General features: G+C 69.6%; 18 protein-coding genes and 1 pseudogene. 10 read left to right on the top strand and 9 right to left on the bottom strand.

Annotated features, from left to right (window positions below):
* Positions 1–5 precede the first annotated feature (5 nt).
* A complete protein-coding gene (locus ACTWQO_RS30285; protein WP_362945626.1) occupies positions 6–470 on the bottom strand; it encodes an SseB family protein in 465 nt (154 codons plus the stop codon).
* Between the two features lie 168 nt (positions 471–638).
* Between ACTWQO_RS30285 and ACTWQO_RS30280 the strand changes: the two genes are divergently transcribed.
* From ACTWQO_RS30280 to ACTWQO_RS30265, 4 genes are all read left to right on the top strand, one after another.
* Positions 639–1,487 carry an intradiol ring-cleavage dioxygenase gene (locus tag ACTWQO_RS30280; RefSeq protein ID WP_443240542.1) on the top strand — a complete coding sequence of 283 codons (849 nt, stop codon included), beginning with the start codon at positions 639–641 and terminating at the stop codon, positions 1,485–1,487.
* Positions 1,488–1,616: 129 nt separating this feature from the next.
* The gene (locus tag ACTWQO_RS30275) at positions 1,617–3,443 is read left to right on the top strand and encodes an acyl-CoA dehydrogenase (RefSeq protein WP_443240541.1); all 1,827 of its coding nucleotides are present in this window, start codon (positions 1,617–1,619) and stop codon (positions 3,441–3,443) included.
* A gap of 74 nt (positions 3,444–3,517) precedes the next feature.
* Positions 3,518–4,816 (top strand): M18 family aminopeptidase, encoded by a 1,299-nt coding sequence (locus tag ACTWQO_RS30270; protein ID WP_443240540.1) that lies wholly within the window; start codon positions 3,518–3,520, stop codon positions 4,814–4,816.
* 97 nt (positions 4,817–4,913) lie between these two features.
* Positions 4,914–5,150 carry a DUF6458 family protein gene (locus ACTWQO_RS30265; protein WP_362945635.1) on the top strand — a complete coding sequence of 79 codons (237 nt, stop codon included), beginning with the start codon at positions 4,914–4,916 and terminating at the stop codon, positions 5,148–5,150.
* A gap of 2 nt (positions 5,151–5,152) precedes the next feature.
* Here the strand turns inward: ACTWQO_RS30265 and ACTWQO_RS30260 are convergent, their stop codons facing one another.
* The gene (locus ACTWQO_RS30260) at positions 5,153–5,539 is read right to left on the bottom strand and encodes a cupin domain-containing protein (protein ID WP_443240539.1); all 387 of its coding nucleotides are present in this window, start codon (positions 5,537–5,539) and stop codon (positions 5,153–5,155) included.
* Between the two features lie 51 nt (positions 5,540–5,590).
* Here ACTWQO_RS30260 and ACTWQO_RS30255 point away from each other — a divergent pair, with 51 nt between their 5' ends.
* The 3 genes and pseudogenes from ACTWQO_RS30255 (at position 5,591) to ACTWQO_RS30245 (ending at position 9,899) form a co-directional block, all read left to right on the top strand.
* Positions 5,591–6,601 carry a helix-turn-helix domain-containing protein gene (locus ACTWQO_RS30255; protein WP_443240538.1) on the top strand — a complete coding sequence of 337 codons (1,011 nt, stop codon included), beginning with the start codon at positions 5,591–5,593 and terminating at the stop codon, positions 6,599–6,601.
* A complete protein-coding gene (locus ACTWQO_RS30250) occupies positions 6,598–7,092 on the top strand; it encodes an LURP-one-related/scramblase family protein (RefSeq protein ID WP_443240537.1) in 495 nt (164 codons plus the stop codon). Before ACTWQO_RS30255 ends, ACTWQO_RS30250 begins: the two co-directional genes overlap by 4 nt.
* A 131-nt stretch (positions 7,093–7,223) precedes the next feature.
* Positions 7,224–9,899: pseudogene (locus tag ACTWQO_RS30245) on the top strand (SpoIIE family protein phosphatase).
* A 36-nt stretch (positions 9,900–9,935) separates the two neighbouring features.
* On the opposite strand, the gene ACTWQO_RS30240 reads toward ACTWQO_RS30245, so the two are convergent.
* On the bottom strand, positions 9,936–10,757 hold the full coding sequence (locus ACTWQO_RS30240; RefSeq protein WP_443240536.1) for a carbon-nitrogen family hydrolase: 822 nt from the start codon (positions 10,755–10,757) through the stop codon (positions 9,936–9,938).
* Between the two features lie 180 nt (positions 10,758–10,937).
* Between ACTWQO_RS30240 and ACTWQO_RS30235 the strand changes: the two genes are divergently transcribed.
* Complete coding sequence (locus ACTWQO_RS30235) at positions 10,938–11,762, top strand: maleylpyruvate isomerase family mycothiol-dependent enzyme (RefSeq protein WP_443240535.1); 825 nt, start codon at positions 10,938–10,940, stop codon at positions 11,760–11,762.
* 45 nt (positions 11,763–11,807) lie between these two features.
* Here ACTWQO_RS30235 and ACTWQO_RS30230 read toward each other — a convergent pair whose 3' ends face one another.
* The 3 genes from ACTWQO_RS30230 to ACTWQO_RS30220 all read right to left on the bottom strand — a co-directional run bounded on the left by ACTWQO_RS30230 (position 11,808) and on the right by ACTWQO_RS30220 (position 14,737).
* Positions 11,808–12,602: a hypothetical protein gene (locus ACTWQO_RS30230; protein ID WP_443240534.1), complete on the bottom strand. Its 795-nt coding sequence runs from the start codon at positions 12,600–12,602 to the stop codon at positions 11,808–11,810.
* 180 nt (positions 12,603–12,782) lie between these two features.
* The gene (locus ACTWQO_RS30225) at positions 12,783–14,078 is read right to left on the bottom strand and encodes an MFS transporter (protein ID WP_443240533.1); all 1,296 of its coding nucleotides are present in this window, start codon (positions 14,076–14,078) and stop codon (positions 12,783–12,785) included.
* A complete protein-coding gene (locus ACTWQO_RS30220) occupies positions 14,075–14,737 on the bottom strand; it encodes a GntR family transcriptional regulator (RefSeq protein ID WP_443240532.1) in 663 nt (220 codons plus the stop codon). Before ACTWQO_RS30220 ends, ACTWQO_RS30225 begins: the two co-directional genes overlap by 4 nt.
* 186 nt (positions 14,738–14,923) lie before the next feature.
* Between ACTWQO_RS30220 and ACTWQO_RS30215 the strand changes: the two genes are divergently transcribed.
* Positions 14,924–15,823 (top strand): D-alanyl-D-alanine carboxypeptidase family protein, encoded by a 900-nt coding sequence (locus tag ACTWQO_RS30215; protein WP_443240531.1) that lies wholly within the window; start codon positions 14,924–14,926, stop codon positions 15,821–15,823.
* Between the two features lie 151 nt (positions 15,824–15,974).
* Here ACTWQO_RS30215 and ACTWQO_RS30210 read toward each other — a convergent pair whose 3' ends face one another.
* The gene (locus ACTWQO_RS30210; protein ID WP_443240530.1) at positions 15,975–16,382 is read right to left on the bottom strand and encodes a RidA family protein; all 408 of its coding nucleotides are present in this window, start codon (positions 16,380–16,382) and stop codon (positions 15,975–15,977) included.
* 143 nt (positions 16,383–16,525) lie between these two features.
* On the opposite strand from ACTWQO_RS30210, the gene ACTWQO_RS30205 reads away from it, so the two are divergent.
* Positions 16,526–16,906: a winged helix-turn-helix transcriptional regulator gene (locus ACTWQO_RS30205; protein ID WP_443240529.1), complete on the top strand. Its 381-nt coding sequence runs from the start codon at positions 16,526–16,528 to the stop codon at positions 16,904–16,906.
* 149 nt (positions 16,907–17,055) lie between these two features.
* Here the strand turns inward: ACTWQO_RS30205 and ACTWQO_RS30200 are convergent, their stop codons facing one another.
* A complete protein-coding gene (locus ACTWQO_RS30200; RefSeq protein ID WP_443240528.1) occupies positions 17,056–18,495 on the bottom strand; it encodes a dihydrolipoamide acetyltransferase family protein in 1,440 nt (479 codons plus the stop codon).
* 10 nt (positions 18,496–18,505) lie between these two features.
* Positions 18,506–19,486, bottom strand: coding sequence for an alpha-ketoacid dehydrogenase subunit beta (locus ACTWQO_RS30195; protein WP_443240527.1), 981 nt, complete (start codon positions 19,484–19,486; stop codon positions 18,506–18,508).
* Position 19,487: the final 1 nt, after the last annotated feature.

The following is a 19,487-nucleotide window of genomic DNA, read 5'->3' as shown; positions in this document are numbered from 1 at the left end:
GGCGTCTAGCCGTACATCCGCCGCATCGCGAACTCCACCATCTGCTCGACCGCCTTCGCGTCGAACACCATCCGGTGCTCGCCCTCCATGTCCAGGACGAAGCCGTACCCGGTCGGCAGCAGGTCGATCACCTCGGCGCCGGTGATCACGAAGTACTTGGACTCCTTGCCCGCGTACCGGCGCAGCTCTTTGAGCGAGGTGAACATCGGGATCACCGGCTGCTGGGTGTTGTGCAGGGCGAGGAAGCCGGGGTTGTCACCGCGCGGGCAGTAGACCTTCGACGTCGCGAAGACCTGCTGGAAGTCCTCCGCGGACATCTGCCCGGTGGTGAAGGCGCGCACCGCGTCCGCGAGCGAGGGCGGAGACGGCTCGGGGTACAGCGGCGGCTGCTGGCCGTACCCGCCGGGCATGGGCTGCTGCGGCGGGACGTAGCCCTGCTGGGCACCGGCGTTCTGGTCGTAGCCGTACATGAGCGCAAGCGTACCGAGAGCGGCGGGGCGGGCGGGCCGGTACGGGTGCCCTGGCAAACCGACAGCGACTTGACAGCCACCGTCCTGGTTTCCCACAGCAAGCGCTCATAGCGTCGGTCATGCCGTGGGGAGCACGGGAAACGGCACGACATCAGCGAGGGGACAGCCATGCACCGACACCACGACGACGAGGTCCACGAGCACGACAGAGGGCTCTCCTACGACCTTCCCGTCCTCGCCCGCCGCCGCATGATCCGGCTGATGGCGGGGGCGAGCCTGATACCGCTGGTGGGGTGCTCCGCCGAGGACGACACCTCCGCGACCGGCTCGTCCTCCTCGTCGTCCTCCTCTTCCGCTGCTTCCGGCTCCACCGGCGAAGCGTCCGAGTGCGCGACCATCCCGGACGAGACCGCCGGGCCCTACCCCGGCGACGGCTCCAACGGCGTGAACGTCCTCAAGGAGAGCGGTGTCGTCCGCAGTGACATCACGAAGAGCTTCGGCGACTCGGCGGGCGGCACCGCCGAGGGCGTGCCCCTGACGATCACGCTCACCGTCGTGGACGCCGCCTCCGGCTGCGGCACCCCGAAACAGGGCGCCGCCGTCTACCTCTGGCACTGCGACCGGGAGGGCAGGTACTCCCTGTACTCGGAGGGCGTCACCGAGGAGAACTACCTGCGCGGCGTCCAGGAGACCGACGACAAGGGCCAGGTCACCTTCAAGAGCATCTTTCCGGCCTGCTACACGGGCCGCTGGCCGCACATCCACTTCGAGGTCTACGGCAGCCTGGAGGACGCCACGGCCGCCACCTCCATCACGAACACCTCGCAGCTCGCGTTCCCGAAGGACGTGTGCGACACGGTGTACGCGACGGACGGTTACAGCCAGAGTGTGCAGAACCTCAGCCAGCTCTCCCTGGAGTCGGACAACATCTTCAGCGACGGCTACGACCAGCAGCTCGCGGCGGTCGAGGGCAGCGTGGCGAAGGGATACACGGCGACTCTGACGGTTCCGGTGTGACCTGTCACATATGACCGGATCGGGGTTGCGTCTTATTACCGACGGGTAGCATCATCGTAGCTACTTGTTGGTATGTGAACGGGCGCGAGGATCCAGTGCCTCGCCGATCTCTATACGGAGCCAGTCGCCATGGGGCACTACAAGTCGAATCTGCGCGACATCGAGTTCAACCTCTTCGAAGTACTCGGGCGCGACAAGCTGTACGGCACGGGCCCGTTCGCTGAGATGGACGTCGAGACCGCGAAAGCCATCCTCGACGAGATGACCCGCCTCGCGGAGAACGACCTGGCGGAGTCCTTCGCCGACGCCGACCGCAACCCGCCGGTCTTCGACCCGGAGACCCACACCGCGCCGGTCCCCGCGTCCTTCAAGAAGAGCTACAAGGCGTTCATGGACTCCGAGTACTGGCGGCTCGGCCTGCCCGAGGAGATCGGTGGCACCACTGCTCCCCCGTCGCTGATCTGGTCGTACGCGGAGCTGGTCCTGGGCGCCAACCCGGCCGTGTGGATGTACTCCTCCGGTCCGGCCTTCGCCGGGATCCTCTTCGACGAGGGCAACGAGGTCCAGAAGCAGATCGCTCAGATCGCGGTGGAGCGGACCTGGGGCTCCACCATGGTGCTGACCGAGCCCGACGCGGGTTCGGACGTCGGCGCCGGGCGCACCAAGGCGATCCAGCAGGAGGACGGCTCCTGGCACATCGAGGGCGTGAAGCGCTTCATCACCTCGGGTGAGCACGACATGGAGGAGAACATCCTTCACTACGTGCTGGCACGTCCCGAGGGTGCCGGCCCCGGCACCAAGGGCCTGTCCCTCTTCCTCGTCCCGAAGTACCTCTTCGACTTCGAGACCGGCGAGCTGGGCGAGCGCAACGGCGTCTACGCCACCAATGTCGAGCACAAGATGGGCCTGAAGGCCTCCAACACCTGCGAGATGACCTTCGGCGACCAGCACCCCGCCAAGGGCTGGCTGATCGGCGACAAGCACGACGGCATCCGCCAGATGTTCCGCATCATCGAGTTCGCGCGGATGATGGTCGGCACGAAGGCGATCTCCACGCTGTCGACGGGCTACCTCAACGCGCTGGAGTACGCCAAGGAGCGCGTCCAGGGCCCGGACCTGGCGAACTTCATGGACAAGGCCGCGCCCAAGGTCACCGTCACGCACCACCCGGACGTCCGCCGCTCGCTGATGACGCAGAAGGCGTACGCCGAGGGCATGCGCGCGCTGGTCCTCTACACGGCCTCCGTGCAGGACTCGATCGCCGTGAAGGAAGCGGCCGGCGAGGACACCAAGACCGAGCACGCGCTGAACGACCTGCTCCTGCCGATCGTCAAGGGCTACGGCTCCGAGAAGGGCTACGAGCAGCTCGCCCAGTCGCTGCAGACCTTCGGCGGCTCCGGCTTCCTCCAGGAGTACCCGATCGAGCAGTACATCCGCGACTCCAAGATCGACACCCTGTACGAGGGCACGACGGCGATCCAGGGCCAGGACTTCTTCTTCCGGAAGATCGTCCGCAACCAGGGCGCCGCGCTGAACTCCCTCGCCGAGGACATCAAGAAGTTCCTGGCCGTCGGCACCGGCGGCGAGGAGCTGGCGGGCGCCCGCGAGCACCTGGCCAAGGCCGCCGTCGAGCTGGAGGCGATCGTCGGCCTGATGCTGACCGACCTCGCGGCCACCGAGCAGGACGTCAAGAACATCTACAAGGTGGGCCTGAACACCACCCGCCTGCTGATGGCCTCCGGTGACGTCGTCGTCGGCTACCTGCTCCTCAAGGGCGCCGCGGTCGCCGCCGAGAAGCTGCCGAACGCGTCCGCAAAGGACAAGGCGTTCTACACCGGCAAAATTGCGGCGGCGAAGTTCTTCGCGGCCAACGTCCTGCCCGGCGTCACCGGCGCGCGCAAGCTCGCCGAGGGCGTCGACCTGGACCTGATGGAGCTGGACGAGGCCGCGTTCTAGCCCGCCGCTCCCTTGACGAGGGCCCGTTCCCGGTCATGGGGAACGGGCCCTCGTACGTCGTTAAGGTGAACCCCATGAGCGAACCCCACCGCTTCGATCGCGGCCACACCGACGACCTCATGACCTTCCTGGCGGCGAGCCCGACGCCGTACCACGCCGTGGCGAACACCGCCGAGCGGCTGGAGAAGGCCGGCTTCAAGCAGGTCGCGGAGACGGACGCCTGGGACGGGTCGAGCGGCGGCAAGTACGTGCTGCGCGGCGGAGCGATCATCGCCTGGTACGTCCCCGAGAGCGCCGTGGCGCACACGCCGTACCGGATCGTCGGCGCGCACACCGACTCGCCGAACCTGCGGGTCAAGCCGCTGCCGGACGCCGGGGCGCACGGCTGGCGGCAGGTGGCGGTCGAGATCTACGGCGGCCCGCTGATGAACTCCTGGCTGGACCGCGACCTGGGGCTGGCGGGCCGGCTGACGCTCAGGGACGGGTCGACGCGTCTGGTGAACGTCGACCGCCCGCTCCTGCGCGTCCCCCAACTCGCGATCCACCTCGACCGGTCGGTCTCCTCCGAGGGCCTCAAGCTCGACAAGCAGCGCCATCTCCAGCCGGTCTGGGGCCTGGGCGACACCGTGCGGGACGGCGACCTGATCGCCTTCCTGGAGTCGGAGAACAATCTGGCCGCGGGCGAGGTCACCGGCTGGGACCTGATGGTCCACTCCGTGGAACCGCCCGCCCACCTGGGCCGCGACAAGGAGCTGGTCGCGGGCCCCCGCATGGACAACCTGCTCTCCGTGCACGCGGCCACGGCGGCGCTGGCCGCGGTGGCGACCAGCGGCGCGGGACTGCCGTACGTCCCGGTGCTGGCCGCCTTCGACCACGAGGAGAACGGCTCGCAGAGCGACACGGGCGCGGACGGGCCGCTGCTCGGCAGCGTGCTGGAGCGTTCGGTGTTCGCGCGCGGTGGATCGTACGAGGACAAGGCGCGCGCCTTCGCCGGCACCGTCTGTCTCTCCTCCGACACCGGCCACGCCGTCCACCCCAACTACGCGGAGCGGCACGACCCGACGCACCACCCGCGCATCAACGGCGGGCCGATCCTGAAGGTGAACGTCAACAACCGCTATGCGACGGACGGTTCGGGCCGCGCGGTGTGGGCCGCGGCCTGCGAGAAGGCGAACGTGCCCTTCCAGTCCTTCGTCTCCAACAACTCCATGCCCTGCGGCACGACCATCGGCCCGATCACCGCGGCCCGGCACGGCATCAAGACCGTCGACATCGGTGTGGCGATCCTGTCGATGCACAGTGCGCGGGAGTTGTGCGGGGTGGACGATCCGCATCTGCTGGCGAACGCGATGGTGGCGTTCCTGGAGGGGTAGTTGGTGACGTTCCTGGAGGGGTAACGGACGCGCCGCCGGGTACCCGCCCCCGACCGGAAGACCGGAACGACCGGACCGGACAGGGAGGCGACAGCTCATGGGCCTCGGCGGATGCATCATCCTCATCGCCGCAGGAGCCATCCTCACCTTCGCGACGGACTGGCACATGGAGGGGGTCAACCTCGACCTGGTCGGCGTCATCCTGATGATCGTCGGGCTGATCGGAGTGACGACGTTCAGCAGCATCGCGCGCCGCCGGCGGGTCGAGGTGCGGTCCTCGACGCCGGTCATCGAAGAGGAACGGCACCACTACCACGACGGATACGGCCGCTGACGTCAGGTCAGGGCATGCCCCGTCGTGGCGTCCACATGGTCCGGCACCTCGTCGTGGCGGTCGCCCACGGTGAGGGTGCCGGTGGGCTCGAAGACCAGGATGGCGGCGGGGGCGGGGGCGTACGGCTTGTGTTCCGTGCCGCGGGGAACCGTGAAGACGGAGCCCTGGGACAGGACGACCGTGCGTTCGCCCTGTGCCTCCCGCAGCGAGATGTGCAGCTCGCCGTCCAGGACGAGAAAGAACTCGTCGGTGTGGTCGTGGACGTGCCAGACGTGGTCGCCGTCGACCTTGGCCACGCGGACGTCGTAGTCGTTGACGGCCGTCACGATGCGGGGGCTCCACGTTTCCGTGAAGGAGGAGAGGGCCTTTTCCAGCGAGATGGGTTCCATGCGCCCATCGTGCGGGTGGCCGGGAGCGCGTGCGAGTGCTAGGAATCGCACATGGCGCAAGGATCCTCTCAACCCCCGGGACGGCAACCGCATCGTGTCGCCGTGATCGTCGACGAGGGCACGAACCCGTTCGAAGTCGGCGTCGCCACCGAGCTGTTCGGGCTGCCGCGGCCCGAGCTGGGGCTCTCTGGCGCTCTGTACCATGTCACATTGTGCACGCCCACCCCTGAAGTCCGGATGAACCACGGCTTCTTCACCCTGACCGGCGTGCCCGGCCTCGAAGCCGTCGACACGGCCGACACCCTCGTCGTCCCCGGCCGCCCCGACAACGTCGTACCGCGCGGCGCCGCCGTGCTCGACGCCATCCGCCGCACCCACGCGCGCGGGGCCAGGATCATGAGCCTGTGCACCGGAAGCTTCGCGCTCGCCGAGGCCGGACTGCTCGACGGACGCCGGGCCACCACCCACTGGCGCTGGGCGGACACCTTCCGGGAGCTGCATCCGAAGGTGCTGCTGGAGCCGGACGTGCTCTTCGTCGACGAGGGCGACATCCTCACCGCCGCGGGCAGCGCCGCCGCGCTCGACCTGTGCCTGCATGTCGTACGGCGTGACCATGGCGCCGACATCGCCAATGCCGTGTCCCGGCGGCTGGTGTTCGCCGCACACCGGGACGGCGGGCAGAAGCAGTTCGTGGAACGGCCGCTGCCCGACGTGCCCGACGAGTCGCTGGGGCCCCTGCTCGCGTGGGCGCAGGCGCGGCTGGGCGAGCCGCTGACGGTGGCGGACCTCGCGGCACGGGCGGCAGTCAGCCCGGCCACCCTGCACCGCCGCTTCCGGGCCCAGTTGGGGACGACTCCGCTGGCCTGGCTGACGGGGGAGCGGGTCGCGCTGGCGTGCCGGATGATCGAGCGCGGGGAGGAACGGCTCGACGTGGTCGCCGCGCGCAGCGGCCTGGGCACCGCCGCCAATCTGCGGGCGCGGCTGCGGCGGGAGACCGGGCTCAGCCCGTCGGCCTACCGGCGGCGTTTCGGGGCCGGTGGCGTGGAAGTCCTGATGTCATGAGATTCCTCGTACGCGACAGGCTCCTCGGCTTCGGTGACGACTACTGGATCGAGGACGACAGCGGCAACAAGGTGTACCTCGTCGACGGCAAGGCGATGCGGCTGCGGGACACCTTCGAGCTGAAGGACACCCAGGGGCGTGTCCTCATCGACATCCACCAGAAGATGCTCGCCCTGCGGGACACGATGGTGATCGAGCGGAACGGCGACCCCCTGGCCCGCATCAAGCGCAAGCGGCTCTCTCTCCTGCGCAACCACTACCGGGTGTCCCTCGTCGACGGCACCGAGCTCGACGTCAGCGGCAAGATCCTCGACCGTGAATTCGCCGTCGAGTACGACGGTGAGCTCCTCGCCGTGATCTCCCGGCGGTGGCTGCACCTCCGGGACACCTACGGCGTCGACGTCGTACGCGGCGACGCCGATCCGGCGCTGCTGATCGCGGTGACGGTGTGCGTGATCCATCTGGCGGAGAAGGAACGAGAGGGGGCTTGAGGAGCGCCCCAAAGGGGCGCGGGGAACTGCGCGACCAGCCACAACGAGCCCGCAGCCGCCCGACGACCAACCTCGGCACCCCAGAACGCGTATCGGTATCCGCAAAGCCGCACGTGTGAGACAAAAGAGTCATGGCCGGACTCCTCGGTCGCGTGCGCCGGGCGCTGCGCGTCCGTACCGTCGCCCGGCAGGTCTTCGTGCTGCAGGCGGCGATCGTCGTGCTGCTCGTGGTCGCCGCGGTGATCGCCGTGGTGCTGCAGGTGCGCGGCGACAGCGAGCGCGAGGCCCGCAACCGTTCCCTCGCCGTGGCCGAGACGTTCGCGAACGCGCCGGGGACCGTGGCGGCCCTGGAGGCGCCGGACCCGTCCGCGGTGCTCCAGCCGCGCGCGGAGGCGGCGCGCAAGGCGTCCGACGTGGACTTCATCGTCGTGATGACCCCGGAGGGAATCCGCTACACCCACCCCAACCCCGCCCAGATCGGCAAGCACTACATCGGCCATATCGCCCCGGCCGCGGCGGGCGGAGTCGTACGGTAGACCTTCACCTGCACGCTGGGCCCCTCCGTGCGTGCCGTCGTCCCCGTGCAGGACGCCGACGGCAAGGTCATCGGCCTGGTCGCAGCCGGTGTGACGCTCGCCAGCGTGGGCGGGGTGGTCGACCACCAGCTGCCCGTGCTGTTCGCCTCGGCCGCGGTCGCCCTCGCCGTCGCCACCGCCGGGACCGCGCTGGTCAGCAGGCGGCTGCGGCATCAGACGCACGGGCTGGGGCCCACCGAGATGACCCGGATGTACGAGCATCACGACGCGGTCCTGCACTCCGTACGGGAAGGCGTGCTGATCATGGACGGCGACGGGCGGCTGGCGCTGGCCAACGACGAGGCGCGTCGGCTGCTCGGGCTGGGTCCGGACGCGGAGGGCCGGCTCACCCAGGACCTGGACATCGACCGCGACCTGACCCGGCTGCTGGCGTCCGGCCGGGACGCCACCGACGAGGTGCATCTGTCGGGGGGCCGACTGCTGGCGGTCAGCCGGCGGTCCACCGAGCGGGACGGCGGGCCGCCCGGCAGCGTCGCCACCCTGCGTGACACCACCGAGCTGCAGGCACTCACCGGCCGGGCGGAGGTGGCGCAGCAGCGGCTGCGGCTGCTGTACGACGCCGGACTGGAGATCGGCACCAGCCTCGACGTGACCCGCACCTCGGAGGAACTGGCGGACTTCGCGGTCCCCCGGTTCGCCGACTACGTCAGCGTCGACGTGGCCGATCCCGTGCTGCGGGGCGGGGAGCCGAAGGCGGGCAACACCGAAATGCGGCGCATCGCGTTCCGGGGCGTGAAGGAGGGCAGCCCGCTCTACGGGCTCGGGCAGCTGATCCGCTTCGCGGCGACCACCCCGCAGGCCGCCGGGTTCCTCGCCGGTGAGCCGGTGCTCGAGGAGGATCTGACCACGTTCTCCGGCTGGCAGGTGCAGGATCCCGAACGGGCTCGGGGCATCGTCGAGTTCGGCATCCACTCGATGCTCGCGGTGCCGTTGCGCGCCCGCGGCGTCATCATGGGCGTGGCCACCTTCTGGCGCGCCGACCAGCAGGAACCCTTCGAGCAGGACGACGTCTCCCTCGCCGAGGAACTGGTGGCCCGCGCCGCCGTCAGCATCGACAACGCCCGCCGCTACACCCGCGAGCACGACATGGCCGTCACCCTGCAGCGCAGCCTGCTGCCGCGGGCCATGCCCGACCAGAGCGCCCTGGACGTGGCCTACCGCTATCTGCCCGCGCAGGCCGCACAGGGCGGCGTCGGCGGCGACTGGTTCGACGTCATCCCGCTGCCGGGCGCGCGGGTGGCGCTGGTCGTGGGCGACGTGGTCGGGCACGGCCTGCACGCGGCGGCCACGATGGGCCGGCTGCGGACCGCCGTCCACAACTTCTCCACCCTGGACCTCCCGCCCGACGAACTCCTGTGGCACATGGACGAATTGGTGGCCCGCATCGACCAGGACGAGGAAGGGGACGGCAACGGCGGCGAGGAGGAGAGCGCGCCGGTGACCGGGGCGACCTGCCTGTACGCCGTCTACGACCCCGCGTCCGGCGTCTGCACCCTCTCCCGCGCGGGCCATCTCGAACCGGCGCTCGTACGTCCGGACGGCGAGGCGGAGTTCCTCACCGTCCCCGGCGGCCCTCCGCTGGGCCTGGGCGGCGGGCTCCCCTTCGAGGCGACGACGCTGCACCTGCCCGAGGGCAGCGGCCTCGTGCTCTACACCGACGGCCTGGTGGAGGACCAGCGCCGCGACATCGACGAGGGCCTGGAACTGCTCCGCCGCGCCCTGACCGGCCCCGGCCGCACCCCGGAGGAGACCTGCGACGCCACCCTCGACGCCCTGCTGCCCGACCGGCAGCGCGACGACATCGCCCTGGTCGTCGCCCGCACCCACAAACTCGCCGCCGACCGCACGGCGTCCTGGGACGTACCGCCCGACCCCTCAGCAGTGGGCCGCGTCCGGGCGGCGGCCACCCGGGCCCTTCAGTCCTGGGGCCTGTCGGACGAGGCCTTCACCACCGAGCTGATCCTCAGCGAACTCGTCACCAACGCCCTGCGCCACGCCACCGCCCCCATCCATGTCCGCCTCATCCGCGACCGCACCCTGATCTGCGAGGTCTCCGACGCCAGCAGCACCGCCCCGCATCTGCGGCGCGCGGCCACCACGGACGAGGGCGGACGGGGGCTGTTCCTGGTGGCGCAGTTCGCGGAGCGGTGGGGGACGCGGTATTCGGGGGGCGGGAAGGTGATCTGGACGGAGCAGCCGCTGGAGAAGTGACGGCAGGTCTACGGCTTCAACAGCAGGTCCACGGGTTCACCTGCGCGGCGGAGCCAGCCCCAGTACGCGATCCTTGAGCGCCGGGAACTGGTCCCGCGTCACCGAGACCTTCCCGGGATCGAACTCCACGGTGAGGATCTGCTCCCCGGCACCCGCCTCCGCGAGGACCTCCCCCCACGGATCGACCACGATCGAGTGACCGGCCTGCGGAACCCCGGCGTGCGTCCCGGCCGTTCCACAGGCGAGCACGAACGCCTGGTTCTCCACCGCCCGCGCCTGAGCCAGCAGCGTCCAGTGCGCCCGGCGCCGCTCCGGCCAGCCCGCCGGGACGACGAAGGTCTCGGCACCGGCGTCGACGAGACCGCGGAAGAGTTCGGGGAAACGGAGGTCGTAGCAGGTGCCCACGCCGATGGTCGTCTCCGGCAGGCGAACCGTCACCAGTTCCTGGCCCGCGCCCATCAGCACGGCCTCGCCCTTGTCGAACCCGAAGCGATGGATCTTGCGGTAGGCGGCGGCCAGGTCACCCGAGGGGGAGAAGACAAGAGACGTGTTGTAGAGCGGCCCGTCGCCCGCGGCGGAGCCGCTGTCGGATGGAGTCCGCTCCGGAATCGAGCCCGCGTGCAGCCACACGCCGGCGTCGCTCGCGGCCTTCGCCATCACCTCGTAAGTCGGCCCTTCGAGCGGCTCGGCCTCGGTGCCGAACTCCTCGTACGCGAAGGCCCCCGTCGTCCACAGCTCCGGCAGTACGACGAGGTCCGCGGCGCCCGCCTGCTCCCGTACCAGTGAAGCGACGCGCCGTCGGCGCGATTCGATCGATTCGCCCTCGTTTACTGCGATCTGGAGCAATGAGGCGCGCACGCTACCACCGTCCTGGCATTCGAGCCGTCCACACGGCCTACGATCGTCACACGAAAGCACTGCCGGGGTGCCTCACAGCAGCGTAACTTAGCGTCCCAAGACACCCGCCGACAGCAGCCACCTCCCACTGGCAACGCCGCCACAACCAAGCCTGTACCGACCGCCGAGGGGTCCCGTTCCGTGAGTCTGCATCCCACTCTCCAGCCCTACGCCGACGCCTGGACCCACTCCATCGAAGCGATATCCGAGCTGGTGCAGCCCCTTGTGGAGGGCGAGTGGAACCGGCGGACACCGTGCCCCGGCTGGTCGGTCCGTGACGTCGTCTCCCATGTCATCGGCCTGGACTGCGAGATGCTCGGCGACCCGCGTCCCATCCACACGCTCCCGCGCGACCTGTTCCACGTCACGAACGACCACCAGCGCTACATGGAGATGCAGGTCGACGTACGCCGCCACCACACGGGGCCCGAGATGACCTCCGAGCTGGAGCTGGTCACGATCCGCCGCAACCGCCAGCTGCGGAACGAGTCCCGCGACCCGGGCACGAAGGTGCGCGGCGCGCTCGGTACCGAGATCACGCTCGAAGAGTCCATGCGCCATCACGCGTTCGACGTCTGGGCCCACGAGCAGGACCTCCGTGTCGCGCTCGGCCGCCCCGGCAACCTCGACTCGCCCGGCGCGCACGTGGCCCGTGACGTCCTTCTCGGCGCCCTGCCCGACATCGTCGCGAACAAGGCGAACGCGCCGCGCAGCTCGGCGATCGTCTTCGACGTCCACGGCCCCATCGAGTTCCTGCGCACCATCCGCGTCGACATCCAGGGCCGCGGCACCCTCGAAACGGCCCCTGCTCTCGGCCCCGCCGCCACCCTCACCCTCGACTGGGAGACGTACATCCGTCTGGCCTTCGGCCGCGTGACGCTGGAGTCGGTCGGCGACCGGATCAAGGCCGAGGGCGATGTGGATCTGACGGCGGCGATTCTGCGGAACTTCACGGTGACGCCGTAGCCGGGCCGGCCGGCGCCGACCGGCCACGCGTCGGGGGCCATCGGCTCAGCGGTCCTCCGTGACCGTCGTGGCGACGCCGTCCTTTATCTCGACCTTGGCGGAGAGGCCCTTCTTGGCGGCGCTCTCCAGCTGGGTCAGGGTGCACTGCGGCGTCTCCTCGGACTGCGGGTTGCCGCAGATCGTGCCGGCGCCGAACACCCGCGTGCCGTCGGAGACGAAGAACGCCTGCTCGACGCCCTTCATGTCGGAGACGGTGAGCTTGCCCGGCGCGAGGTAGCTGACGTTGCCGAACCAGGTGCCGTTGACGCCCGTCGCGCCGGTGCCGTTCTCGACGTCGTGGCGCTCGCGTACGACGGTGGCGATGCCGTCCTTGAGTGTCACGTCCGCGGTGACGGCTGCCTTCTTGGTGGCCGTCTCCAGCTGGTCGAGCGTGCAGCTCGGGCGGGCCTCGGACCGCGGGCTCCCGCAGATCGCGCCGGCGCCGTGGACCGCGGTGTCGTCGGCGACGAAGAACGCCTGGTCGGTCTTTCCGGCCACCTGGACGGTGTACTTGCCCGGGGCGAGATAGCTGACGGTGCCGCCGGTGAACGTGCCGCTCACGCCCCGCTGGGAGGAGCCCGTCGCGTTCTGCGCGGACCCGCCGGCCGACGTCGAGCCCTTGGACGTCTTGGAGGCGTTGGAGTTGTCGGACGTCCCGGACTTCTTGGACGACGACTTGTGCTGGGAGCTGCCGGTGCTCGAGGAACCGTTGCTGCCGGAGCCGCTCTGACATGCGGTCATCGCGAGCCCGGCGGCGAGCGCGGCGGTGACGACGACGGCCTGGCGCAGGTGGCGGTTCATCACGGAATTCCCTTCGGAGGCGCGGAGTTCGTTCGATGACTATGAGGGCCTGACAGCCCCTCAGGTCACGCCCGTCCCCGCCTCACGACACCGTTGTCACACCCCTATGACACAGCAACACCTCGGCTGCGAAGCCAAGTTGTGCAGAACCACCCGCGCAGGTGCGCTGAACCACCCGCGTCACGCGGGCACATGCACCGTCTCCACCCGGCTCGCCACCAGCCGCTCCCGCTCCCGCCGGGCCGCCCGCTTCCGCAACCGCAGAATCTGACTCACACCCAGCGCCTGGAGCACGAACACCGACGAGAACGCCACCGTGTAGTCGTCGCCGGTCGCATCCAGCAGCACGCCCACCGCGAACAACGTGGTCATCGAGGCGACGAAGCCGCCCATGTTGGTGATCCCGGACGCCGTGCCCTGCCGCTCCGGCGGATTCGCCGGCCGGGCGAAGTCGAACCCGAGCATCGAGGCGGGCCCGCACGCTCCGAGCACCGCGCACAGCATCACCAGCAGCCACATCGGTGCGTGCTCCCCGGGGTACACCAGCACGGCTGCCCACATCAGCGCGGTCGCCCCGACGGTGCCCAGCGCGAGCGGCAGCCGGGCCGCGTGATGCCGGGCGACGACCTGGCCGTACACCAGACCCACGAGCATGTTCGACAGCACGACGAGCGTCAGCAGTTCGCCGGCGGTCGCCCGCGACAGCCCCTGCGCCTGGACCAGGAACGGCAGCCCCCACAGCAGCAGGAACACCATCGCCGGGAACTGGGTGGTGAAGTGCACCCACAGCCCCAGCCGTGTCCCCGGCTCCCGCCACGAGGCGGCGATCTGCCGGCGGACGTAGGACGCGCCCTGATGCGGGAAGGGCGCGGGCTCGTGTCCCTCGGGGTGGTCCTTGAGGAAGAGGAGGAGCAGCACCAGCACCACAACGCCCGCGAGCGCGCTCCCCGCGAAGGCCGTGGTCCAGCCCACGCCGTGCAGCAGCCGCGCGAGCACCAGCGTCGAGACGAGGTTGCCCGCCATGCCGGCCAGCCCGGCGAGCTGCGCCACCAGCGGGCCGCGCCGCGCCGGGAACCAGCGGCTGCCGAGCCGCAGCACGCTGATGAACGTCATCGCGTCACCGCAGCCGAGCAGCGCGCGGGAGGCGAGGGCCATGCCGTACGACGGTGACAACGCGAAGCCGAGTTGCCCGACCGTGAAGAGGACCACGCCGATGGTCAGCACCTTCTTCGTGCCGAGCCGGTCGACCAGCAGGCCCACGGGTATCTGCATGCCCGCGTACACCAGGAGCTGGAGGATCGAGAAGGTGGACAGCGCGGAGGCGCCCACGTCGAACCGCTCGACCGCGTCGAGTCCGGCGACCCCCAGCGACGTACGGAAGATGACGGCGACGAAGTAGACGGAGACGCCGATGCCCCAGACGGCGATGGCCTTGCGGCCGCCGGGCGGGTCCCCGGGCAGAGCGACGGCGCTCATCGGACCTCACCCCGCGCGAGGTGCGAGAACCAGCCGACGTGCCGGTGGACGACATCGACGGCCGCCTGCGCGTCCCCGGAGCGCAGCGCCTGAAGGATCTCCTCGTGCTCGGCGAGGGTCTTGGCGATCCGGTCGGGGTGGGAGTGCATCACGGCGACGCCCATGCGCAGTTGCCGGTCGCGGAGTTGGTCGTAGAGCCGGGAGAGTATCTCGTTCCCGCCGCTGCGGACGATCTCGGCGTGGAAGCAGCGGTCGGTGACGGCGGCCGCGGCGAGGTCGCCGGCGGCGGCGTGCGCCTTCTGCTCGGCGAGCAGTTCCTCCAGCCGGGTGATCAACCGCGGATTCGCCGGTACGGCCTTCCGCGCGGCGTGCTCCTCGACCAGCAGCCGGGTCTCCACCACGTCCGCGATCTCCTGTGCGGAGACGGGCAGGACCAGCGCGCCCTTCTTCGGGTAGAGCTTGATCAGCCCCTCGACCTCCAGGCGGAGCAGCGCCTCGCGCACCGGAGTGCGGGAAACCCCTACAGCCTCGGCGAGTTCGCCCTCGGTGAGGAGGATGCCGCCTTCGTAACGCCGTTCCAGGACGCCTTGCTTGACGTGGGCGTAGACGCGGTCGGCGGCGGGTGGTTGCTTCACGGGTGCGGGCGGGGCTGAGGGCATGCCCACAGCTTAGATACAACACGTACGCATGCGGCCGCTCATTCCAGCATGCGGACGCGCCGAAATCCGCCCCACGCACCGCGCAACCTTCTGCGCTGGTTACATGTCACACGTACGCGGCCTGCCTGTTTCGCCATCCAACTCGGCCGCGCTTCAGGGGCATTCGACGTATTCGGGGTATTTCAGTTGATAACTGCCACCAAGGGCATCCGTGTCCGCAGAGCCGCAGCCGTCGCCGTCACGGCGGGTGCGATGCTCGCCACCGGAGCCCTCACCGCGGCACCGGCGCAGGCCGCGACGACGCCCACCATCACCGCCAAGGGCGGATTCCTGATGAACGGCGCCACCGGCGCGACGCTCTTCTCCAAAGCCGCCGACACCAAGCGGCTCACCGCCTCGACCACGAAGATCATGACCGCGAAGGTCGTGCTCTCGCAGTCGAATCTGAACCTGGACACCAAGGTCACGATCAAGAAGGCGTACAGCGACTACATCGTCGCCAACGGCGCCTCGTCGGCCCGGCTGATCGTCGGTGACAAGGTCACGGTCCGTCAGCTGCTGTTCGGGATGATGCTGCCGTCCGGCTGCGACGCCGCGATGGCTCTCGCCGACAAGTTCGGTTCCGGCACCACGGTCTCGGCGCGCACCAAGAACTTCATCGGCAAGATGAACTCCATGGCCAGGACCCTGGGCATGGCGAACACGCACTTCGACTCGTTCGACGGCATAAGCCGCGGCTCGAACTACTCGACGCCGAAGGACCTGACGAAGCTCGCCCGCAGCGCGATGAAGACGTCCACGTTCCGGGGGGTCGTGAAGGCCAAGTCGTACACGGCGAAAACCATCACCAAGACCGGCTCCACCCGCACGATGGCCGCCTGGAAGAACACCAACACCCTGCTCGGCTGGAACGGCACGCTCGGCATCAAGACCGGCTCCGGCACCGAGGCCAAGTACTGCCTCGTCTTCACCGCGACGAAGGACGGCGAGACGGTCGTCGGCGCCGTCCTCACCGCCTCCTCGGAGGCCAACCGCACGACGGACGTGAAGAAGCTCATCAACTACGGCTACGCACGCATCAGCTGACGCCCGCATCGTCGGAGAAGGGGCCCGCCATGACGTCCCGAGCGGACGGGCGGGCCCCTTCGGCGTTCAGCGCTGGCCGCTCGCTCAGCCGGTCAGGTGCTGAGGAACCTTCAGATCGCCGCCACATCCACCAGTGGCGAAGAGCACCTGTTCAGTCGAGGACCGCCGTGGCTTCGATCTCGACCAGATGGTCGGGGACGTCCAGTGCCGCTACGCCGATCAGCGTGCTCGGCGGGGCCGGGGTGACCCCCAGCTTCGCGGCAGCCCGGGAGATCCCTTCCAGGAGTGGGGCGATCTTGTCGGGAGTCCAGTCGACGACGTAGAAGGTCAGCTTCGCCACGTCGTCGAACGAGCCACCGACCTCGGCCAGGGCGGTGCCGACGTTGAGATAGCTCTGCTCGACCTGGGCGGCGAGGTCGCCTTCGCCGATCGTGACTCCCTCGGCGTCCCAGGCGACCTGCCCGGCGATAAAGACCAGCCTGGACCCGGATGCGATCGACACCTGCCGGTAGACGTCGATCTTGGGCAATCCGCTGGGGTTGGCAAAGGTGATGGCCATGATGCTTGTCTCCTCGTCCTGAGCGCCTGTGGGCTCGCGTCCGCGACGACCAAGGCACTGTCGGTCTCTTGTGGTTACTCAGAAACCATAGGAGAGTGGTTGCTGACATGGAAGAACGCACTTTTCAGTGACTGGAGCACCCTATGGTGACCAAGCAGTTCACAGGCACGCCCGAGGACGCAGACCTGGCGCGTTCGGGCTCCTTGGCACGGGAGATCTTCTCCGACGTCGCCAACAAGTGGGCGTTCCTCATCGTCGAGGGCCTCGGTGATCGCACCCTGCGCTTCAGCGAGCTACGGAACGAGATCGAGGGCATCAGCCACAAGATGCTCACCCAGAACCTGCGCATGCTGGAGCGCAACGGCCTGGTCGAGCGCACCGTGTACCCCACCGTCCCACCGCGGGTCGAATACACCCTCACCGAGCCGGGTCAAGCCCTGCGCGCAACGGTCGACGGAATGTGCGGCTGGACCCACCAGTACTTCGGTCACATCGAGGCCGCCCGCCGCCGCTTCGACACCTGACGGCCGGCGCACGCGCGGCCGTGGGCCAGCCGGCTGGACGCCGGCGGACAGATCGCGACAACAAGTGACGTGAGGGAGTCTTACTGAGCGGCCTGCCTCGATCGAGGCAGGCCGCTCTGTCATGGCCACCGAGGGCACGCCCAGTCGACTCACGCCCAGGTGATCAACCTCTTCGGCTGCTCCAGAATCGCCGCCACATCCGCGAGCACCTTCGAGCCCAACTCCCCGTCCACCAGCCGGTGATCGAAGGACAGCGCCAGCGTCGTCACCTGGCGTGGCTTGACCTTGCCCTTGTGGACCCAGGGCTGGAGTTTGATCGCGCCGACGGCGAGGATCGCGGACTCGCCGGGGTTGAGGATCGGCGTGCCGGTGTCGACGCCGAAGACGCCGACGTTGGTGATGGTCACCGTGCCGCCCTGCATCGCGGCGGGGGAGGTCTTGCCTTCCCTCGCTGTAGACACCAACTCGCCCAGCGCCTCCGCCAGTTGGGGAAGCGTCTTGTCCTGCGCGTCCTTGATGTTCGGGACGATCAGGCCGCGGGGGGTGGCCGCGGCGATGCCCAGGTTGACGTAGTGCTTCTGGACGATCTCCTGGGCCGCCTCGTCCCAGGACGCGTTCACCTCCGGGTGGCGCTTGATCGCGACCAGCAGGGCCTTGGCGATCAGGAGGAGCGGGTTGACCCGCAGGCCCTCCATCTCCTTGTCCTGCTTGAGCTCCTCGACCAGCTTGATCGTGCGGGTCACGTCGACCGTGACGAACTCCGTGACATGCGGGGCAGTGAACGCCGAGGTGACCATGGCCGCCGCCGTCGCCTTACGGACGCCCTTGATGGGGATGCGGGTCTCGCGGGACGTGTCGTACGTCGGCATCGGGGTCGGGGCTGCTGCCGGCGCCGACACCGGCGTCACCGGTTCGGGCGCCTTCGGCTGGGCCACCGCGGCGTGGACGTCCTCGCGCGTGATGACGCCGTCCGGGCCGGAGGGGGTGACCGTGGCCAGGTCCACGCCCAGGTCCTTCGCCAGCTTGCGCACCGGCGGCTTCGCCAGCGGGCGGTCCTGAGGAGCCACAGGGGAAGGGGCCACAGAGGAAGGAGCCGCAGCGGCGGGAGCCGCGGGCGGCGGGGCGGCCGGCCCATGTCCGTTCAGCTCTGTCTGGATCGCCGCCGACGCCGCCTGGACCGGGACCTCCGGGCCCTTGCGGGGGCGGCGCTTGGTCGAGGATGTGGCGACTCCGTAGCCCACCAGCACCGGCGTGCGGCCCGAGCCCTCCGGCTTGGGTTCCTCCGCGGGTGCCGGCGCGACCGGCGCCGCCTGCGACGGTGCTGCCCCGCCCGCCAGGTCCACCGCGATGATCGACGTGCCCACGTCCACCGTCGTGCCCTCGGGGAAGTGGAGTGCGCGGACCACGCCGTCGTACGGAATGGGGAGCTCGACCGCGGCCTTGGCCGTCTCGACCTCGCAGACCACCTGGCCGTCCGTCACCGTGTCGCCGGGCCGCACGTACCACTTGAGGATCTCGGCCTCGGTGAGCCCCTCGCCCACGTCGGGCATTTTGAACTCGCGTACGGACGCTTCAGTCATCGTCGTCACGACCCTCTCCTCAGTACGCCAGGGCGCGGTCGACAGCGTCGAGCACCCGGTCCAGGCCCGGCAGGTACTCGTCCTCCAGGCGGGCCGGCGGATACGGGGCGTGGTAGCCGCCGACCCTGAGCACCGGGGCTTCCAGGTGGTAGAAGCAGCGCTCCGTGATCCGGGCGGCGATCTCGGCGCCCGAGCCGAAGAACACCGGCGCCTCGTGGACGACGACCAGGCGGCGGGTCTTCTCGACCGACGCCTGGATGGAGTCGAAGTCGAGCGGAGACACCGAGCGCAGGTCGAGGACCTCGAGGTTCTTGCCCTCCTCGGCCGCCGCGTCGGCGACCTCCTGGCAGAGCTTCACCATCGGGCCGTACGCGACAAGCGTCAGGTCCGTGCCCTCGCGCACCACGCGCGCCTTGTGCAGCGGGCCGGGGATCGCTTCCGGGTTGACCTCGCCCTTGTCCCAGTAGCGCCGCTTCGGCTCGAAGAAGATCACCGGGTCGTCGCTCTGGATGGCCTGCTGCATCATCCAGAACGCGTCCGAGGCGTTCGACGGGCTGACGATCTTCAGGCCCGCCACATGCGCGAACAGGGCTTCCGGGGACTCCGAGTGGTGTTCCACCGCACCGATCCCGCCGCCGTACGGGATGCGGATGACGACCGGGAGCTTGACCTTGCCCAACGCGCGCGCGTGCATCTTGGCGAGCTGGGTGACGATCTGGTCGTACGCCGGGAAGACGAAGCCGTCGAACTGGATCTCCACGACCGGACGGTAGCCGCGCAGGGCCAGGCCGATCGCCGTGCCGACGATGCCGGACTCGGCGAGCGGGGTGTCGATGACCCGGCTCTCGCCGAAGTCCTTCTGCAGGCCGTCCGTCACCCGGAAGACGCCGCCGAGCTTGCCGACGTCCTCGCCCATGATCAGGACCTTGGGGTCGGAGTCCAGAGCGCGCCGCAGCGACTCGTTGATCGCCTTGGCCAAAGCCATCTTTTCCGCTGCCATG

Source organism: Streptomyces sp. 4N124 (genome assembly GCF_052245395.1).
Lineage (GTDB): Bacteria > Actinomycetota > Actinomycetes > Streptomycetales > Streptomycetaceae > Streptomyces.
This window is presented reverse-complemented; position numbering and strand designations above follow the sequence as displayed.